Annotated in this window: 14 protein-coding genes; 9 read left to right on the top strand and 5 right to left on the bottom strand. The window is 40.1% G+C overall.

The features are described from left to right. On the top strand, positions 1–2190 hold the full coding sequence (locus H5181_RS01990) for a YjbH domain-containing protein (protein ID WP_182750073.1): 2190 nt from the start codon (positions 1–3) through the stop codon (positions 2188–2190). Positions 2191–2492: 302 nt separating this feature from the next. Here the strand turns inward: H5181_RS01990 and H5181_RS01985 are convergent, their stop codons facing one another. Next, positions 2493–3254: a glycosyltransferase family 25 protein gene (locus H5181_RS01985; protein ID WP_102037508.1), complete on the bottom strand. Its 762-nt coding sequence runs from the start codon at positions 3252–3254 to the stop codon at positions 2493–2495. A 503-nt stretch (positions 3255–3757) separates the two neighbouring features. On the opposite strand from H5181_RS01985, the gene H5181_RS01980 reads away from it, so the two are divergent. Further along, a complete protein-coding gene (locus H5181_RS01980; RefSeq protein WP_011639337.1) occupies positions 3758–4759 on the top strand; it encodes a glycosyltransferase family 9 protein in 1002 nt (333 codons plus the stop codon). 56 nt (positions 4760–4815) lie between these two features. Continuing rightward, the gene (rfaD, locus tag H5181_RS01975) at positions 4816–5769 is read left to right on the top strand and encodes an ADP-glyceromanno-heptose 6-epimerase (RefSeq protein ID WP_182750072.1); all 954 of its coding nucleotides are present in this window, start codon (positions 4816–4818) and stop codon (positions 5767–5769) included. 100 nt (positions 5770–5869) lie between these two features. On the opposite strand, the gene H5181_RS01970 is transcribed toward rfaD, so the two are convergent. Beyond that, positions 5870–6262: an adenylyltransferase/cytidyltransferase family protein gene (locus tag H5181_RS01970; RefSeq protein ID WP_011639339.1), complete on the bottom strand. Its 393-nt coding sequence runs from the start codon at positions 6260–6262 to the stop codon at positions 5870–5872. Between the two features lie 8 nt (positions 6263–6270). Beyond that, a complete protein-coding gene (locus H5181_RS01965) occupies positions 6271–7329 on the bottom strand; it encodes a CDP-glycerol glycerophosphotransferase family protein (RefSeq protein ID WP_182750071.1) in 1059 nt (352 codons plus the stop codon). 218 nt (positions 7330–7547) lie between these two features. Here H5181_RS01965 and H5181_RS01960 point away from each other — a divergent pair, with 218 nt between their 5' ends. Both H5181_RS01960 and H5181_RS01955 read left to right on the top strand, forming a co-directional pair. Next, positions 7548–8663 (top strand): glycosyltransferase family 9 protein, encoded by a 1116-nt coding sequence (locus tag H5181_RS01960; protein WP_182750070.1) that lies wholly within the window; start codon positions 7548–7550, stop codon positions 8661–8663. Positions 8664–8704: 41 nt separating this feature from the next. Next, positions 8705–9553, top strand: coding sequence for a glycosyltransferase (locus H5181_RS01955; protein WP_182750069.1), 849 nt, complete (start codon positions 8705–8707; stop codon positions 9551–9553). 42 nt (positions 9554–9595) lie between these two features. On the opposite strand, the gene H5181_RS01950 is transcribed toward H5181_RS01955, so the two are convergent. After that, entirely contained in the window at positions 9596–10627 is a 1032-nt protein-coding gene (locus H5181_RS01950; protein ID WP_011639343.1) for a glycosyltransferase family 9 protein, read from the bottom strand. A gap of 110 nt (positions 10628–10737) precedes the next feature. On the opposite strand from H5181_RS01950, the gene H5181_RS01945 reads away from it, so the two are divergent. Then, positions 10738–11466 carry a 3-deoxy-D-manno-octulosonic acid kinase gene (locus tag H5181_RS01945; protein ID WP_011639344.1) on the top strand — a complete coding sequence of 243 codons (729 nt, stop codon included), beginning with the start codon at positions 10738–10740 and terminating at the stop codon, positions 11464–11466. Between the two features lie 89 nt (positions 11467–11555). Here the strand turns inward: H5181_RS01945 and waaA are convergent, their stop codons facing one another. After that, a complete protein-coding gene (waaA, locus tag H5181_RS01940) occupies positions 11556–12818 on the bottom strand; it encodes a lipid IV(A) 3-deoxy-D-manno-octulosonic acid transferase (protein ID WP_011639345.1) in 1263 nt (420 codons plus the stop codon). 117 nt (positions 12819–12935) lie between these two features. Here waaA and H5181_RS01935 point away from each other — a divergent pair, with 117 nt between their 5' ends. The 3 genes from H5181_RS01935 (at position 12936) to tdh (ending at position 16231) form a co-directional block, all read left to right on the top strand. Then, complete coding sequence (locus H5181_RS01935) at positions 12936–13598, top strand: TetR/AcrR family transcriptional regulator (protein WP_011639346.1); 663 nt, start codon at positions 12936–12938, stop codon at positions 13596–13598. 327 nt (positions 13599–13925) lie between these two features. Continuing rightward, the gene (locus tag H5181_RS01930) at positions 13926–15119 is read left to right on the top strand and encodes a glycine C-acetyltransferase (RefSeq protein ID WP_011639347.1); all 1194 of its coding nucleotides are present in this window, start codon (positions 13926–13928) and stop codon (positions 15117–15119) included. A gap of 86 nt (positions 15120–15205) precedes the next feature. Next, on the top strand, positions 15206–16231 hold the full coding sequence (tdh, locus tag H5181_RS01925; protein WP_011639348.1) for an L-threonine 3-dehydrogenase: 1026 nt from the start codon (positions 15206–15208) through the stop codon (positions 16229–16231). The last annotated feature ends 13 nt before the right edge of the window (positions 16232–16244 follow it).

The raw sequence follows: 16244 nt of genomic DNA, 5'->3' as shown, positions 1-16244 counted from the left end.
ATGAGTAATGTCAAGCAGAATGTTAGTTACCTTTTCGCCATTCCTTTTATGTTTAGCAGTGTACTTGTATCCGAAAAAGCGCTAAGTGATGAGTTATCTAAACAAAAAGTTACTCCTTCACAATATGACTTTGGCGGTGTCGGTCTGATTCAAATGCCTACAGGTAGAATGGCCGCAGAAGGTGAATTTAGTGTTAACGCCACCTTTAACGAAGATTATTATCACGGTGCATTATCAATCCAACTTTTTCCTTGGTTAGAAACCACTATTCGCTACACTCAAGTTCCTGATGTGCTTTACAGTAATGATCCTGAATTTAGCGGTGATACCTATTACACCGACAAAGGCATTGATGTAAAACTGCGCTTATTAGAAGAAAGCTATTGGATACCAGAAACGTCTATCGGTGTACGTGATATTGGTGGTACCGGCTTATTTGATAGCGAATATATCGCCATGACTAAAGCTTTTGGGCCGTTCGATGCAACTATTGGTATGGGTTGGGGTTATATAGGTAACCGTGGTAATTTAACCGACGCTAACAAATCATCATCTGTCGATTGTAATCGGAATACCGGCTACAAAGGCAAAGGCGGCAATGTTGACTTTGAACGTTGGTTTAAAGGCTGTAGTGCAGTTTTCGCTGGTATTGAATATCAAACGCCTTGGGACCCTTTGCGCATAAAGGTTGAGTATGATGGTAATGATTATAAGTCTGACTTTGCCGCTTTGCGTACTGGTAATGAACTGAAACAAAGTAGCCCAATAAACTACGGCTTATTATATAAAGTCAGTAACTGGGGCGACTTTAAATTAAGTTATGAGCGTGGTAATACTTGGACATTAGGTTTTAGTTTAGCCACTAATTTTAATACCTTAAAATCGAACTGGCGTGACACTCCCAAGCAGGCAATTGAAGATAAGTCTGATAAGACCGACCGTAAAGTTGATCTACCAGAACTTAATAAGCAGCTTGCTTATGATGCCGGCTATAAGGGCGCTAAGATTTATATCAAAAATGATGAAGTCACCGTTGTTGCAACCCAAACTAAATATCGTGATAGAAAGTTCGCTCATGATCAAGCAGGACGCATTTTATCTAATCAGTTTCCGAATGTGAGTACCTTCAAAATTATTGAAAATACTGCGCACCTTCCAACAACTGAAACTCACATTGATACTAAACAGTTTAAAGATGCTGTGCAGCATAATTACCTCAATGCGAAAATTGAAGATAGCACTAAAGTAATCGAACCAACACTGCCAACAGAAAAGCCCGATTGGGAGGTTTCTGACCAATGGAGTTATGGCTTTGCACCTAAGCTTGCCCAATCATTTGGCGGATCAGAAAATTTTTACCTCTTTAATGTAGGTATTAATGGTTCAGCAGGCCGTTGGTTAACCGATAATCTTGAGATTAGTGGTGCGATGTATATCAACTTGTTTGATAACTATGATCAATTTAAATACAAAACACCACCAGACGGTACCGACTTAAAACGTGTTCGAACTCTGGTTAGGCAATATGTGTCAGACAATCCTGTTCGTATTGATAACCTGCAGCTCACTTGGTTAGATAAGCTCAGTGAAAATATCTATGCTCAAGCCTATGTAGGCTATCTAGAAATGATGTTTGGTGGTGTTGGCGCAGAAGTGCTTTACCGCCCAATGAATAGCGAATGGGCATTTGGTGTTGATGCTAACTACGTTAAGCAGCGCGACCCAGATAACCTTGTGGGTTTCTTTGATCAAGAACTAAATTTTGATCCTGATTCAGGCCGTTATTTCCGAGCTCAAACTGGTACATTCACAGGCCATGCTAGCGTATATTATCAACCAAGCTGGTTCGATGATGTACTGCTTAAGGTCAGCTATGGTCAATACTTAGCAGAAGATCGCGGTGTTACTGTGGACTTTTCTAAGCAATTTGATAGTGGTGTAATTGTGGGTGCTTTCGCCTCCAAGACAAACTTATCTGCCGACCAATTTGGTGAGGGTAGTTTTACTAAAGGGTTTTATATTTCAATCCCGTTTGATGCAATACTACCAACGCCAGTAACTAATCGCGGTAACCTTGCTTGGCAACCACTGACTCGTGATGGTGGTCAGAAGTTAGGTCGTAAATTTGAACTGTATGGCGGTACCGATGCAAGAGCACCTTGGCTAAACAAACCTTCAACAACAAAATAAATACAAATGGCGGGACGATATGAATAACTTCACATCGTCCCCATTAAAATAGAAAAAGCAATCATTACTCGTTATTTCACCAGAGCTAAGAATACAAGATGAAAAATCATTCCGCATTCTCAAGTTCAATATTACAGTAAAAAATCACATGCGATTCCGAATGCTGATAAACAAAAGAAATTAACACTGCTCCCTCAGTGGTGAATCAATTACCATTGAATGAAACCAACTGAGCTAGTGCTATAAAACAACCTTATGGAGGGTCACTTATCTAAAGTTCGGTTACTTATCTTGAAAAAGCATTATGGCTTGTTACTGTTGAATCGTGGAAGTGATGGCAATTGTTGTTTATATTTCAATAAATTCAATTCGAACTTCACTTTTTGCCAAATACGCAATAAATGATGACGTTCAACATTAGTACGTCTACCTTGTCGATTAATATCACTGTCTAAATCGGTTCCAATCACAGGAAAAGGTCTTACAACAAAGCAACGTAATTGTTTTTCGAACCAAAATTGAATATCGATATCAACAGGACGGGCAATAGGGTATGCCGTTGCTAATAATTTTTGTGCTCCAGCCAATGACACGCATTGGCCGCGGGTAGAAGCTGGCAATTTTAAACACGTCGATAAGCTAAAGCGATCATCAAGCATTATCGATTTAACAATACCTTTTTGCTTACGTCCATGACACAGTTTGATGTAATCCCAATCAGCAGAAAGATTATTAATATGTTGTATCACCGTCATTAACGCAGGATCTAGGATTGAGTCATCCTCAAGAATTAAAGCGTAATCTAACTGTTGTTCAATAATCATTTGCCAACATTGGACATGGCTTAGGTAGCAGCCAATTTCACCCAAATTAAGCTTTTTGTCGTATTTTTGAAGGTTTGTTTGCGGATCATACACTTTCGCAATCTCGGTATCGTGCAAATCTTTACCGTAAACGGCGGAAATACGTTGGTATTCGACACCTAATTGTTTTAGTTGTTCATCCATGAACGTAAATCGTTCAGTACTGTTATCTAAATTAATGAGAAAAACTTTAAATTTCATATATTACTAACCCAAACACCCAATTTAATCATGTTCAACTACTGATATTTAACCCTAGAATATTCAGTAATGGCGACATCTGCTGAATAAAATGGTTGATGCTACAGTTAGGTTACTTTTACTAGTGACATTTGATTTAATCCATTGAATAAATTTAAAACAACCCTTATGAAAACCGTGGTTGTTTTGCGTCCTTTCACTCACATGCATTTCACCATTTTTACAGTGAGAGGTTTGGGAGTATATCATTAATATTCTGGCTTTAGCTTGTTGTCAAAAAATTCATAACAATGGCTAGATTAGTTAACAATAGCAACCGATATTTGTTAACCCTTGACACAATTCCGCATGCAAACGATGAACAAACGGTCTTGAGTTGATATACTCTGTGACAGCTCTTGCGCCAATCATCATGGTCGTTGAGAAAATCGTTAAAAGTCACAATACAATAAGCCCCATCATCTGATGGAATTAAGTTAATATTTTATCTTTCAGACAGTCATATGAAAAAAATCTTAGTCATCAAACACGATAAAATTGGCGATTTTGTACTGACATGGCCAGCACTTTACTTACTCAGAAAAGCAATGCCCGAAGCGACTATTGATGTATTTGTCGCACCGGTTGTTAAGTCCTTTGCTGAAGCCTGTCCATATGTAGACAACACTATTATCGACTCAAAAGATGATGCAGACATTGCTGAGCAAATTACGAAGCAAAATTACGATGCAGTGATCGTGCTGTTATCAGAATTTCGAATTTATAAAATCCTTAGCAAAAGCAATATTCCATATAAATTAGTACCTAAACATAATTGGTATCAATATTTATATAAACATCGGGCAAGCAATGAATACTTAAACAGTGAAGGTTGCTGGCGAGGTGCATGTATGCTGGTAGAGCACTTCTTAACTCATCACGGTTATGCCATCCCTAAACTACCTGATAGATTTTGGGATATGAGTGATCGCAAAGAATATTGGCAACAACACTACCAAAAGTTAACCAACGAAAAGCTAATTTTTATTCATCCAGGTACCGGCGGCTCTTCTGGTTGCGTACCTGTAGAAAAGTTAGTTCAGTTAATGATAAATGTTGATAAACTGACTCAATCACCATGTCATTTTATTTTAACATTTAACGGAAGTGAACTGGAGCTAGCAAAAGAAATTCAAACTTTGCTGGCCAATACCTCAATTAAAATATCGCTGGCTAAGCCGTTAGACCGTTTGATTGATTTTTCCGAATCATTGGTTGCAGCAGACATGTTTATTGCAGGTTCAACAGGGCCTCTGCATATCGCGGGCTTACATAATGTGCCTACTGTTGGATTTTACGCAGGAAGACGCTCAACACCCCATATTAGATGGGGAACATTATCTGAACCAAGCAAACGATTTGCTTATACGCCTCCAGTAGGAAAAAGAACGGGTCGTAATATGGCGTTAATCAATTTTGATCAGGTATCGAATGAAATAACCGACTTTTTGAACAAACAATCTTAGATTGTCGCAGTGTGTTAAATTAGCTCATCGCGAGCAACAATAATGGAAATACAAATATGATAGTTGTGACAGGCGCAGCCGGGTTTATTGGTAGTAATTTAGTAAAACAACTTAATGCCATGGGCCGAAATGACATTATTGCGGTAGACGACTTAACCGACGGCACCCAGATGTTCAATTTAGCCGATTGTGAAATTGCTGATTATCTTGATAAAGATGATTTCATTAAGCAAATCAAAGCGGGCGATTTTGATAACAAACTTGAAGTCATTTTCCATCAAGGCGCTTGCTCATCGACCACCGAGTGGGATGGCAAGTTTATGATGGCCAATAACTTCGAGTATTCAAAAACATTATTGCATTACAGCCAAGCTAATAACTGCCAATTTATTTATGCTTCTTCTGCATCTGTCTATGGTGGCAGCGAAAAGTTTATTGAGCAACGTGAACTTGAAAAGCCACTCAATGTCTACGCTTACTCTAAGTTCTTATTCGATCAGTATGTAAGACAGCAAAAACTCACTGGTCAAGTGGCAGGATTACGTTATTTCAACGTCTATGGTCCGCGTGAACAACACAAAGGCGGCATGGCCAGTGTGGCTTTCCACTTTAACAATCAAATTAACACTAATGGCGTGTGTCGTTTGTTTGAAGGTGTTGATGGTTATGAAAATGGTCAGCAACTTCGTGATTTTGTGTTTGTCGAAGATGTGGTTAAAGTCAATTTATGGCTATGGCAGAATCCATCTGTATCGGGCATATATAACTGCGGAACAGGCCAAGCGCAAAGCTTTAATGATGTTGCCAATGCTGTGATTGCTTATCATGGTAAAGGGCATATTGAATACATTCCTTTCCCAGACAAATTGAAAGGCGCTTATCAAAGTTATACCCAAGCAGATTTAACTCAATTAAGATCGGCTGGTTATCAAGCTGAGTTTAAAACGGTTGAGCAAGCTGTACCTGAATATTTAGATTGGCTTAAAACCCAACATTTTATTGGTCAATAACGGTTTATAGCTCTTACGAAGCGAAAACTAGCTTAACAGGAACATGCTATGGCGTTTTTTATCCATAGCATGTTCCTGTTTCATAGAAATGATTAACTCACTATCTAATTTCTTTAACGATCTCAATTAACATTGTTGTTGAAATCGCGGGGGTTCTTGGTAAATATACTACTTTACATAGATGAGATAGATGATCAAAACGTCCCTCCCAATCATCCCCCATCACTAAATAATCAGCTTGATACTTTTGAATGTACTCTGCTTTAAGCTCTAATGACTCTTCAAGAAAAACTTGATCTACACAGGATAGAGCCGCGACAATTCTCATTCGATCGATTTCATCGCAAATAGGGTTTCGTTGTTTTTTACTAAAATTAAGAGCATCAGATGACACCCCAACAACCAGCTTACCGCCTAACTCTTTCGCTCTTTCTAAAATATTTAAATGACCAATATGAAACATGTCAAAAGTACCGAATGTAATAATGTTCATCTAAATCCTTATTCTAATAAATAATCAGTAATTCTTTGGCTACAAAGGCCATCAACAACACCCACTAGCTCTGCCGTATATTGCGTCCGTTGAGGCGCAAACAACTCTGGATGTGTTATCTGTTGATCAACAACTTGCTTTAAATCTTTATATGTTCTGGCATGCGCAGCAATGTCTGCGTAGCGGTATAAATCTTGATCGACACGATTCTTAAACCTGAATTTAAAAATCCCACGATAAGACCAACGTAAGTGATAAAAATCACACCATACAACAGGTTTATTTAATGCGGCAAATTCAAATAAGGCAGATGAAGCATCACTAATTAATACATCGGCAGAGACCATAAAAGGTAATAAATTTGCTTCTTCAGCAGGCGCTAAATAAACATTGTCGAAACTAGCCCAGTGAGTTAGCAGCGCTTTTTGTTTTTTATAATTTGATTTACTCAATGAAAAATAATGTGGTTTGAGCAATATATTATATTCAGAAAATTGAGATGGCCAATTTTTAGCCATTTCTTCAATGCTGCTTGGATAAAATGTCGGCGCATATAACAAGGTTTTTTTATTAGTATCTAATCCTAGAGAGGCTAAATCTAAACCCTGTTCAACTCCTTGGATAATTGGATCTAGCTTGGCATAACCTGTATCAATGAACACTTTTTCAGGAAACATCTCCTGTAATCGCTTTAAACGATATTGGCCTTCCACAAAGCGAACTTCAATATCGCCTTTTGAAACAGTATAATATACCGACTTTGGCCCGACACCATGCTGCATCAAAGCAGTCTGACTGATCCCTTGTAATCGTGACGCTGAAGCAAATGCATTACCGAACACAACCCATTTAGGCTTGTTCAACAAATAAAATTCAAGCGCTTCTGATTCATCATTAACCCAGACAACATTTAGTTGATGCTTACTTACAAGCGCTTCCAATACCGACTGCTGATCAACACTCTTGTAGATAACATATGTCACAGGAACCGAACGCTTCTGTAGCTCTGCAGCGACAGGAAAGTATTGTGGTAAATAATAGGGATGTAAAACATCAAAACAAATCATCGCAAGTCAATTCCTATTAATAATTCCGCATCAGAATTTGCAAAGAGCACTAGTATAAATGATAACACGCCTCAATTTACATCTAATCCTCTCAACCGACCAATCTGATATCAAATGAAATCAATACATCTATTCGCTTTTCTCAAGGTATTGATTCAAAAAGCCCTCTTTTCAAGGTATTATTTCAAGTATAACTATCAACAAAGCTGTCTATTCATATGCCAATAGTGTCTATAAAGCAATTGCAAACATGTCAACGCTTACTGTTTATTTCGCCAGTTGCGTTAGGTGACTTTCTTTACTTAAAAACCTTTCTTATCGCTTTAAAAAAGCAATATGCTCATATTGAAATCGACATATGGTTAGATGATATTCGTTGTAATAGTGATAGCTGGCGCTTATCTAGAAGCAAAATTTTGCAACAATGGATGGATACAGAGGGTGCCTTTAAGCTCACTTACGGCTGCACTGATTCAAAATTAGCAATGCAAAGCCATGTGGAGCAAGCCAAACTGCGTAAGTATGACATTATTTTTTGTCATTCTGTCAGTAAAAGTCGACAATATTCACAAATCGCTCGCAGCATAAACGACAAAGCGTTTATCGTGTCGAGTATCCCTAAAAGTGCTTCATTTGGATGGTTAAACAAGATATTTTTTCGCCATTCAGACCATACTTTTATTTTAGATGAGAGTAACTTACCTAAGTCGCACCACATTACTGACAGATACAATATGATATTTAGTGAAGTTTTGGGGCTTACCTTAACTTCCGAGCAATTAATGCCGACGTTAAAGACCCCAGACGCAATTGAACCCATTACTCAGTCGTGGTTAAACTCCAAATTTAGTGACCCAGAAAAACAAGGGAAACTCATATTTTTAAATCACTTATCAACCAATGAGAAAAAAGATTGGAAATTATCACAATTATTCTCCCTCATTGAAAAAATATCAGCAATTGATTCTAGCCAACGTTTCATTATTAATGTCACTCAAGAAAACTTTGACGCTGTTAGTATTGAAACTGAAAAATTTACGGCTCGAACAAATACGCAAACGGCTGTTTTCACCGTTAACGAACATTTTTTTGAACTACCATCACTCATTGCACACTCCGATTTTGTGATAACAGTCGATACGGCAATATTGCACTTTGCTTTTGCTGCTCAACGTCCTTTATTAGCAATGATGCGTGAGAAAAAGCCTTATTGGGCACCACCAGAAAGTGAGGTATCGCATGTCATGTATGCAACAGAAGGTAGAGGCCACATTGAAGACATCAGCGTTGACCGAGTATTCCAACAATATAAAAAAATGAACTCTCTCGGTTAAAGACTTAACACCCAATACATAAATATACGCAAGGTGAACGGATGAAGAAGGCTATTTTTACACTCGCTATTGGCGATAACCCAATGTATCGCGCTGCCATTGCCAGCTTTAAAGCTTATGGTAAAAGAATTGGGGCTGATGTCATCGTTTCAGATCAACTGCATTATAAAATTCATGTCAGTAACCCTAAATTTGACTCAAGCCCGGCATGGTCTGAAAAGCTATATATTTCAGAGATACTCAAAGAATATGATCGAGTACTGTATCTAGACGCAGATATTATCGTGACACCATGGGCACGAGATATATTTGAACTATATTCAGACCTTGATACAGTTTATATGTTCAATGAGGGACGTCATCGCGATCGAAGTGAGCAAGCGGTGCAAATCAATAATATCTTAGGCGAAGTAGATTGGCCAAAAGAGGACGATCGGATAGTTTATTACAACTCTGGAATGTTTCTGCTATCGAAAGAAACCGGCCTATTTGATAAAGCAAATATTGAAGAAATGCAGGCCATTTGTAACAACGTTAAATTTTACGATCAAACCTATATTAACTATCTCATCAGGAGAGATAATATAAAAAACATAGGTGTAGAAGCTAACTTTAATCGTATGCAACTTTTAGGACATGATGATTATCAAAAAGCAGATTTCATTCATTATTCAGGTAGAGGTTATCGCCAAGATATCCCTATGAGAGAATTGAAATACATCATCGATTTCTGCGATATGTTCAACGATACATTAACAAATGAACAAATTCTTGAGTATAAAAAACAAGCTTGGAATTGGTACATACTCAAACAACATCGAAAAACAAAGCTACCTGTAGCACTTCTAAGTGCGATATTTGGTTTATTCCGCGGCAAGTATAAATATTAAACCCGAATTCAGATAATGACAGCTCGCTTAAAGGCGAGCTTTTTACTGCTTAATGAATTGATCAAGCTGAGCCTTTACCTGATCAACTTCTATCATCACCATTAAATGCTCACCTTTAGCACGCGTGCCCCATTTAACAGGTGCATCAAATTGCTTGGCGATCACTTGTGGGTAAACACTGACAGTGTACTGGCGATAAAGGTAAGGTCCAGTTCGCCCTGGGTTTGAGTGAGCATATAGACCAATCACTGGCGTACCTTGAGTAACAGCCATATGCAAGGGTCCGGTGTCAGGTGCGAGCACTAGCTTGGCTTGTTTTAACACTGCAAGTAGCTGAGTCAAAGATGTCTTGCCTACTTGGTTGTCCAATGGCTGTTGGCTATGAGATTGAATCACATCCGCTAGATTTTTTTCTAACGCGGTTGGGCCGCCGCACAACATTACTCTGAATCCCTGCGTAATAGCATAATCAGCAACGGCAGCGTAACGCTCTGGCAGCCAGTTGCGTTCGGCCTTACTGGCTGCTGCGCAAATCACCATGACTTTATCATCGCCCACCAGTTGTTTGGCAAAGTCGGTATCGGCTTGTGGTACAGGAATATTCCAGCTTGGCGTTAAGTCTTCTACACCAATGGCTTTAGCAAACCCCATAAAACCATCTAATACATGCGGTGTGGCCAATGGCTCAACGGCGTGATTGGTCACCAACCACTGGCCTTCTTTGGCTCTGGCCTTATCAAATCCGACCCGAATTCGCGCCTTGATCATTAATGAGGCTATGGTGGCACGAAGTGCAACTTGCATATGTAGCAGCACATCAAAACGTTGGCCTTGTAAATCACGACGTAACTGAATATAGCTACGCCAGCCCTTGGACTTGTCGAAAATAACAAACTGGATCCCAGGCAAATGCTTGAGTAATTGATATTCAACCTTACCAATAATCCACGTAATACTCAGGTCTGGATACTGTTTTTGAATAGCCTGCACCATTGCTACTGCGTGGCAAACATCACCAATGGCAGACAAACGCAGTAAACATAATGAACGTATCGCACTAAAGTCAGCTTTCATTGATTATCCAATATGCTTGAGTGAAGAATTAAGGCGGTGAAGGCAAGTTAGTGATCTTAAGGTATAATGTTATTTCGATCCACAATCTAACCAATGCTATTGATAATTAGATGCAAATAAAAAACACCCAACTTGGCCATATTGCATGGTGTGAAACCACTGCCCAACACATAGCACCGCAAGACTTCGCGGTTGATGGTTGGCGAGAAAAAAATGCAGTGGTGGGTCAGTCCAAAGGCCGTTACACCACATGGTTTGTCAAAACCGATAACTCGGACAGCCCGCAAACATGGGTGTTACGCCATTATTGGCGCGGTGGAATGATGGAAAAATTCAGCCGAGATGCCTACTTCTATACCGGCCTACAACGAACCCGTGCTGTGGCAGAGTTAGCGATCCTTGAAGTTTTGTATCAAGAAGGATTTGCGGTTCCACGCCCTATTGCGGCGAATGTTGAACGTTTTGGTTTATGGTATCGAGCCGATATAATTATTGAACATGTTGCTGGAGCAAATGATTTAGTGGCTTACTTAAGCCATAACCCAATGACAGAATCGCAATGGTATTTATTAGGCGAAACCATTGCCAAATTTCATCAGCGTGGGGTATATCACGCCGATTTAAATGCCAAAAACATCTTACTGGCACATGGGGAATTCTATTTGATTGATTTTGATCGAGGCGAATTACGTACACCACAGCCTACATGGCAACAAGCCAATTTAGACCGCTTGCTACGTTCTTTTAACAAAGAGCACGCTAAACTGACTACGCTGCAATTTAGTCAACAGCATTGGCTGCAATTACTTGCAGGTTATCAAAGCATCAACCCAATCTAAAGCTAACTCGGTATGGGGTAGTGATAAAAATAGACGCTAACTTGCGTCTATTTTTATACGTTTATGTTCAAATGACTAACAGTAAAAGGTTACACGATGAGTTCATTAATGAAGGTAAACTGCTTTAAAAGCGCGCCCCGATTTTGCTCAACTACAGCTAATCCAGCAAAGGACGCAGATTGATACATATGGCTATCGGTAAACTTATTTTGTAATTCTTGCGCCAATTCATCCGCAGAGCTAATACAGATCAATGCGCCGGCATCGGCAAGTAATTGGGTAATTTCAGCAAAATCCCAATGGTTGGGGCCAACATACACAGGTAGCCCCATAGCAGCAGGCTCTAGCGGATTATGACCACCATTATTAATCAATGTCCCACCAACAAATGCCTGATCCGCTGTACCGTATAGCATCACTAGCTCCCCCATAGTGTCGCCAAGTAATACCTGAGTCTGGCTATTAACCTCATCATTCATACTACGTCTCGCTAACACCAATCCAGATTGGGTAATGGTAATAGCGGCTAAATTAAATTGCTCAGGATGTCGAGGCGCCATAATCAATAATGCATTCGGGAAACAAGCTAATAGCTGTTTATGAGCACTCAAAATGGCCTCAAACTCGCCGGGGTGAACACTCCCTGCAACCCAAATAGGTGAATTAACCCGATCCCACTTGGCTCGAAGCGTGTTGGCTTGCTGTTCTTTGATGGGATCAATAGTGAGATCAAACTTCAAACTGCCACACACATGTATGCTCTGACTAGTCACTCCCAGGGTAATAAACCGTTCGGCTTCAGCTTTAGTTTGTACGGTAATCAAGTTGAGTTTGTTTAACATCGGCACAGCCAAACGACGCTTTTTAGCATATTTATCAGCGGACTTTTGCGATAAGCGTGCATTGGCTAAAATCAGAGTCACGTTTTGCTGCTCTGCAAAGTGGACTAAGTTTGGCCACAACTCGGTCTCCATGATAATGCACACTTTGGGCTGTAATTGGCGTAAAAAACGTTTAATTGCATATGAAAAATCAAACGGTAAATAGCAATGCTGGACTGTATCGCCAAATGCTTTAGTCACTTCAGCAGACCCTGTTGGACTGGTTGTAGTAACGGTAAATACGTAATCTGGGTGCGCAGTCATCAGCTGCTTAATCAACGGAATCGCCGCTAACGTTTCTCCCATCGACACACTGTGGATCAACACATCCGTTTTGGTTAACTTAGCAAAACCAAAACGTTCAGACCAACGGCTACGATAGTCGACACTTTTTATGGCACGAAATGCTAAATAAAGAATCACCAGCGGAAACAACAAATATAGGAACAAAGAATAAACAATACGGTTCATGTAAGATGGGTCATCGATTTTTGCTTGTCAGATAAGCACAATGTTAACATACTCATATTAAGTCGGCTTAACGAATTATTTGAGCGACAATAAGTCAATAATGAATATGGAAATCACATGAAAACCCGCGATAAAATCATTTTTGCCAGCTTAGAACTATTCAATGAACACGGTGAGCGTAGCATTACCACCAACCATATTGCAGCGCATTTAGGCATTAGTCCGGGCAATTTGTACTATCACTTCCGCAATAAAGAAGACATCATCAATTCAATTTTCAGTCTATATGAAAGTCATTTAGAGTCAGGCTTTAAGCCTTATGATGATGTGCCTATTACGATTGAATTATTAATGGGTTATTTTGACGCCATGTTCTATACCTTATGGCAGTTTAGGTTTATGTATGCCAACTTAGCCGATATTTTAAGCCGTGATGATGCGCTAAAGAAACGCTACTTACATGCTCAACAACAAGTACTGACTCGCTCAAGCGATGTACTGCGCAAACTCAAAAAAGACGGTTTCCTAGACGTCGATGATAATAAAGTAACCGCGCTTGCCGACACCATTAAAATGATGGTCAGTTTCTGGATTAGCTACCAATTAACTCAATCTAGTACATCAACCATCACTAAAGCCACGCTATACGATGGGTTATTAAGAGTATTGATGATTTTTCAGGCTTACTCGACTCCCACTTCAACCGCAACATTTTGTCGTTTAGAGCAACACTACTTAGACATAGCCAGCCAAGAACGCCATAGCATCGCACAAATATAAGCGAAGTATTTCGTTTTCCTCGCAGCGATTACAGAATTTCCAATCCACTAATAACCAACTACAATTGAATTGGTTATTAGCGGATTAATTTAGGGTTATCACCCGCCTTTCAAATCCCGCCACCTACATGTTAATGATTAGTTTTTTTAATGTGAATAAGTCGATACCCCTAATCTAACTCATGTTGGTCTGACGACTAAAAAAAACGCTGTAGAGCGGCAAAAATAAAGGTTAGAATGCCAATAACTCCAAAACACCCTGTCATTTATCGCGGTGTTTTACTGCGTGATTTGGATAAGCATAATAACCATATTTAGGAGAACACAGGTGGCATCTACCTCTTTTTACGACCGAATTAATCAGCAAATTATCGATGTGAAAGCCGATGGTTTATATAAAAGTGAGCGCGTCATCGCTTCCGCTCAACAAACGGCTATTCAAGTTAACAGTGAAGAAGTGATTAACTTCTGCGCCAATAACTATTTAGGTTTAGCGAATCATCCTGAACTTATCAAAGCAGCAAAAGCCGGTTTAGACAGTCACGGTTTTGGTATGGCATCGGTACGATTCATTTGTGGTACTCAAGACATACATAAGCAATTAGAAGCTAGCCTAAGTGCTTTTTTAGGTATGGAAGACACCATTTTGTACTCGTCTTGCTTCGACGCTAATGCCGGTCTTTTTGAAACGTTATTAGATGCAGAGGACGCTATTGTGTCCGACGCGCTTAACCATGCTTCAATTATTGATGGCGTGCGTTTATGTAAAGCTAAGCGTTTTCGTTATGCCAACAATGACATGGCCGACTTGGAAACTCAGCTCATTGCAGCCCAAGCTGCTGGTGCACGTAACATTTTGATCGCCACTGACGGTGTATTCTCAATGGATGGTGTAATCGCTAACCTTCAAGGTGTATGTGATCTAGCAGATAAGTACGGCGCATTAGTGATGGTCGATGACTCTCACGCAGTTGGCTTTATCGGTCAAAATGGTCGTGGAACCCATGAATACTGTAATGTCATGGATCGTGTCGATATTATTACCGGTACATTAGGTAAAGCGTTAGGTGGCGCCTCGGGTGGTTTTACTGCAGCGAAAAAAGAAGTCGTTGAATGGTTACGTCAGCGCTCTCGCCCTTACCTGTTTTCAAACTCATTAGCGCCTTCTATTGTTAGTGCGTCTATCCGTGTGCTTGAAATGCTAAAAACGGGTCAAGACTTGCGTGAAGCAGTATGGGAAAACAGTCGTTATTTCCGTGAGCAAATGTCTGCTGTTGGTTTCACCTTAGGTGGTGCAGACCATGCCATTATCCCTGTCATGATTGGCGATGCTAAATTGGCCGGCGATTTTGCTAACCGTTTATTACAAGAGCATATTTACGTGGTCGGTTTTTCGTTCCCAGTGGTACCAAAAGGCCAAGCGCGTATTCGTACCCAAATGTCTGCTGCGCACACTCGCGAGCAACTTGATCATGCTATTGGTGCCTTTACCCGTATTGGTAAAGATATGGGCATTATCTAATCTAACTTGGTTAATGAAAGCATAGATTAATAACAGCATCGCGTAGTAATCGCTAAAGATAGCTCAGACTAAAATAGGTCATCAACATGAAAGCATTAAGTAAGTTAAAGCCTGAAGAAGGCATCTGGATGGTCGATGCACCAAAACCGGAAATGGGTCACAACGACCTGCTAATTAAAATTCGTAAAACAGCTATTTGTGGTACTGACGTGCATATCTATAACTGGGACGAATGGTCGCAAAAAACCATTCCAGTTCCGATGATTGCCGGTCATGAATATGTCGGTGAAGTAGTCGATGTTGGCCAGGAAGTACGTGGATTTAGTATTGGTGATCGTGTATCTGGAGAAGGTCACATCACCTGTGGTCACTGCCGTAACTGTCGTGCTGGCCGTACCCACTTATGCCGTAATACTTCAGGCGTTGGTGTGAATCGTGACGGTGCGTTCGCCGAATATTTAGTGCTACCAGCGTTTAACGCCTTTAAAATCCCTGCGGATATTCCAGATGATTTAGCGGCTATATTCGATCCATTCGGTAATGCAGTACATACTGCATTGTCGTTTGATTTAGTCGGTGAAGACGTGTTAATTACCGGTGCAGGCCCTATTGGTATTATGGCTGCTGCGGTTTGTAAACACGTTGGGGCTCGTCATGTTGTAATTACTGACGTAAACGAATACCGACTTGATCTTGCCCGTAAAATGGGTGCGACTCGCGCAGTAAATGTTGCAACAGAAAACCTTAAAGATGTCATGAAAGAACTTGGCATGACAGAAGGCTTTGACGTCGGTTTAGAAATGTCAGGCGTACCATCGGCATTCCACGCGATGTTAGACACCATGAACCACGGTGGTAAAATTGCCATGCTAGGTATTCCTGGTGGCGAAATGGCCATTGATTGGAGCAAAATCATTTTTAAAGGGTTGATCATCAAAGGTATTTATGGCCGTGAAATGTTCGAAACTTGGTACAAAATGGCAAGCTTAATCCAATCTGGCTTAGACTTGTCACCCATCATTACTCATCACTTTAGTATTGATGATTTCCAGAAAGGCTTCGATGCAATGCGTTCAGGTCAGTCAGGTAAAGTTATATTGAACTGGGATTAAGCTTTACTGTCTC

Origin of the sequence: Shewanella sp. SG44-2 (genome assembly GCF_014164215.1) — a bacterium.
GTDB lineage: Bacteria > Pseudomonadota > Gammaproteobacteria > Enterobacterales > Shewanellaceae > Shewanella > Shewanella frigidimarina.
The sequence above is the reverse complement of the archived record's forward strand: the minus strand, read 5'-3'. Positions and strand labels throughout refer to the sequence as shown.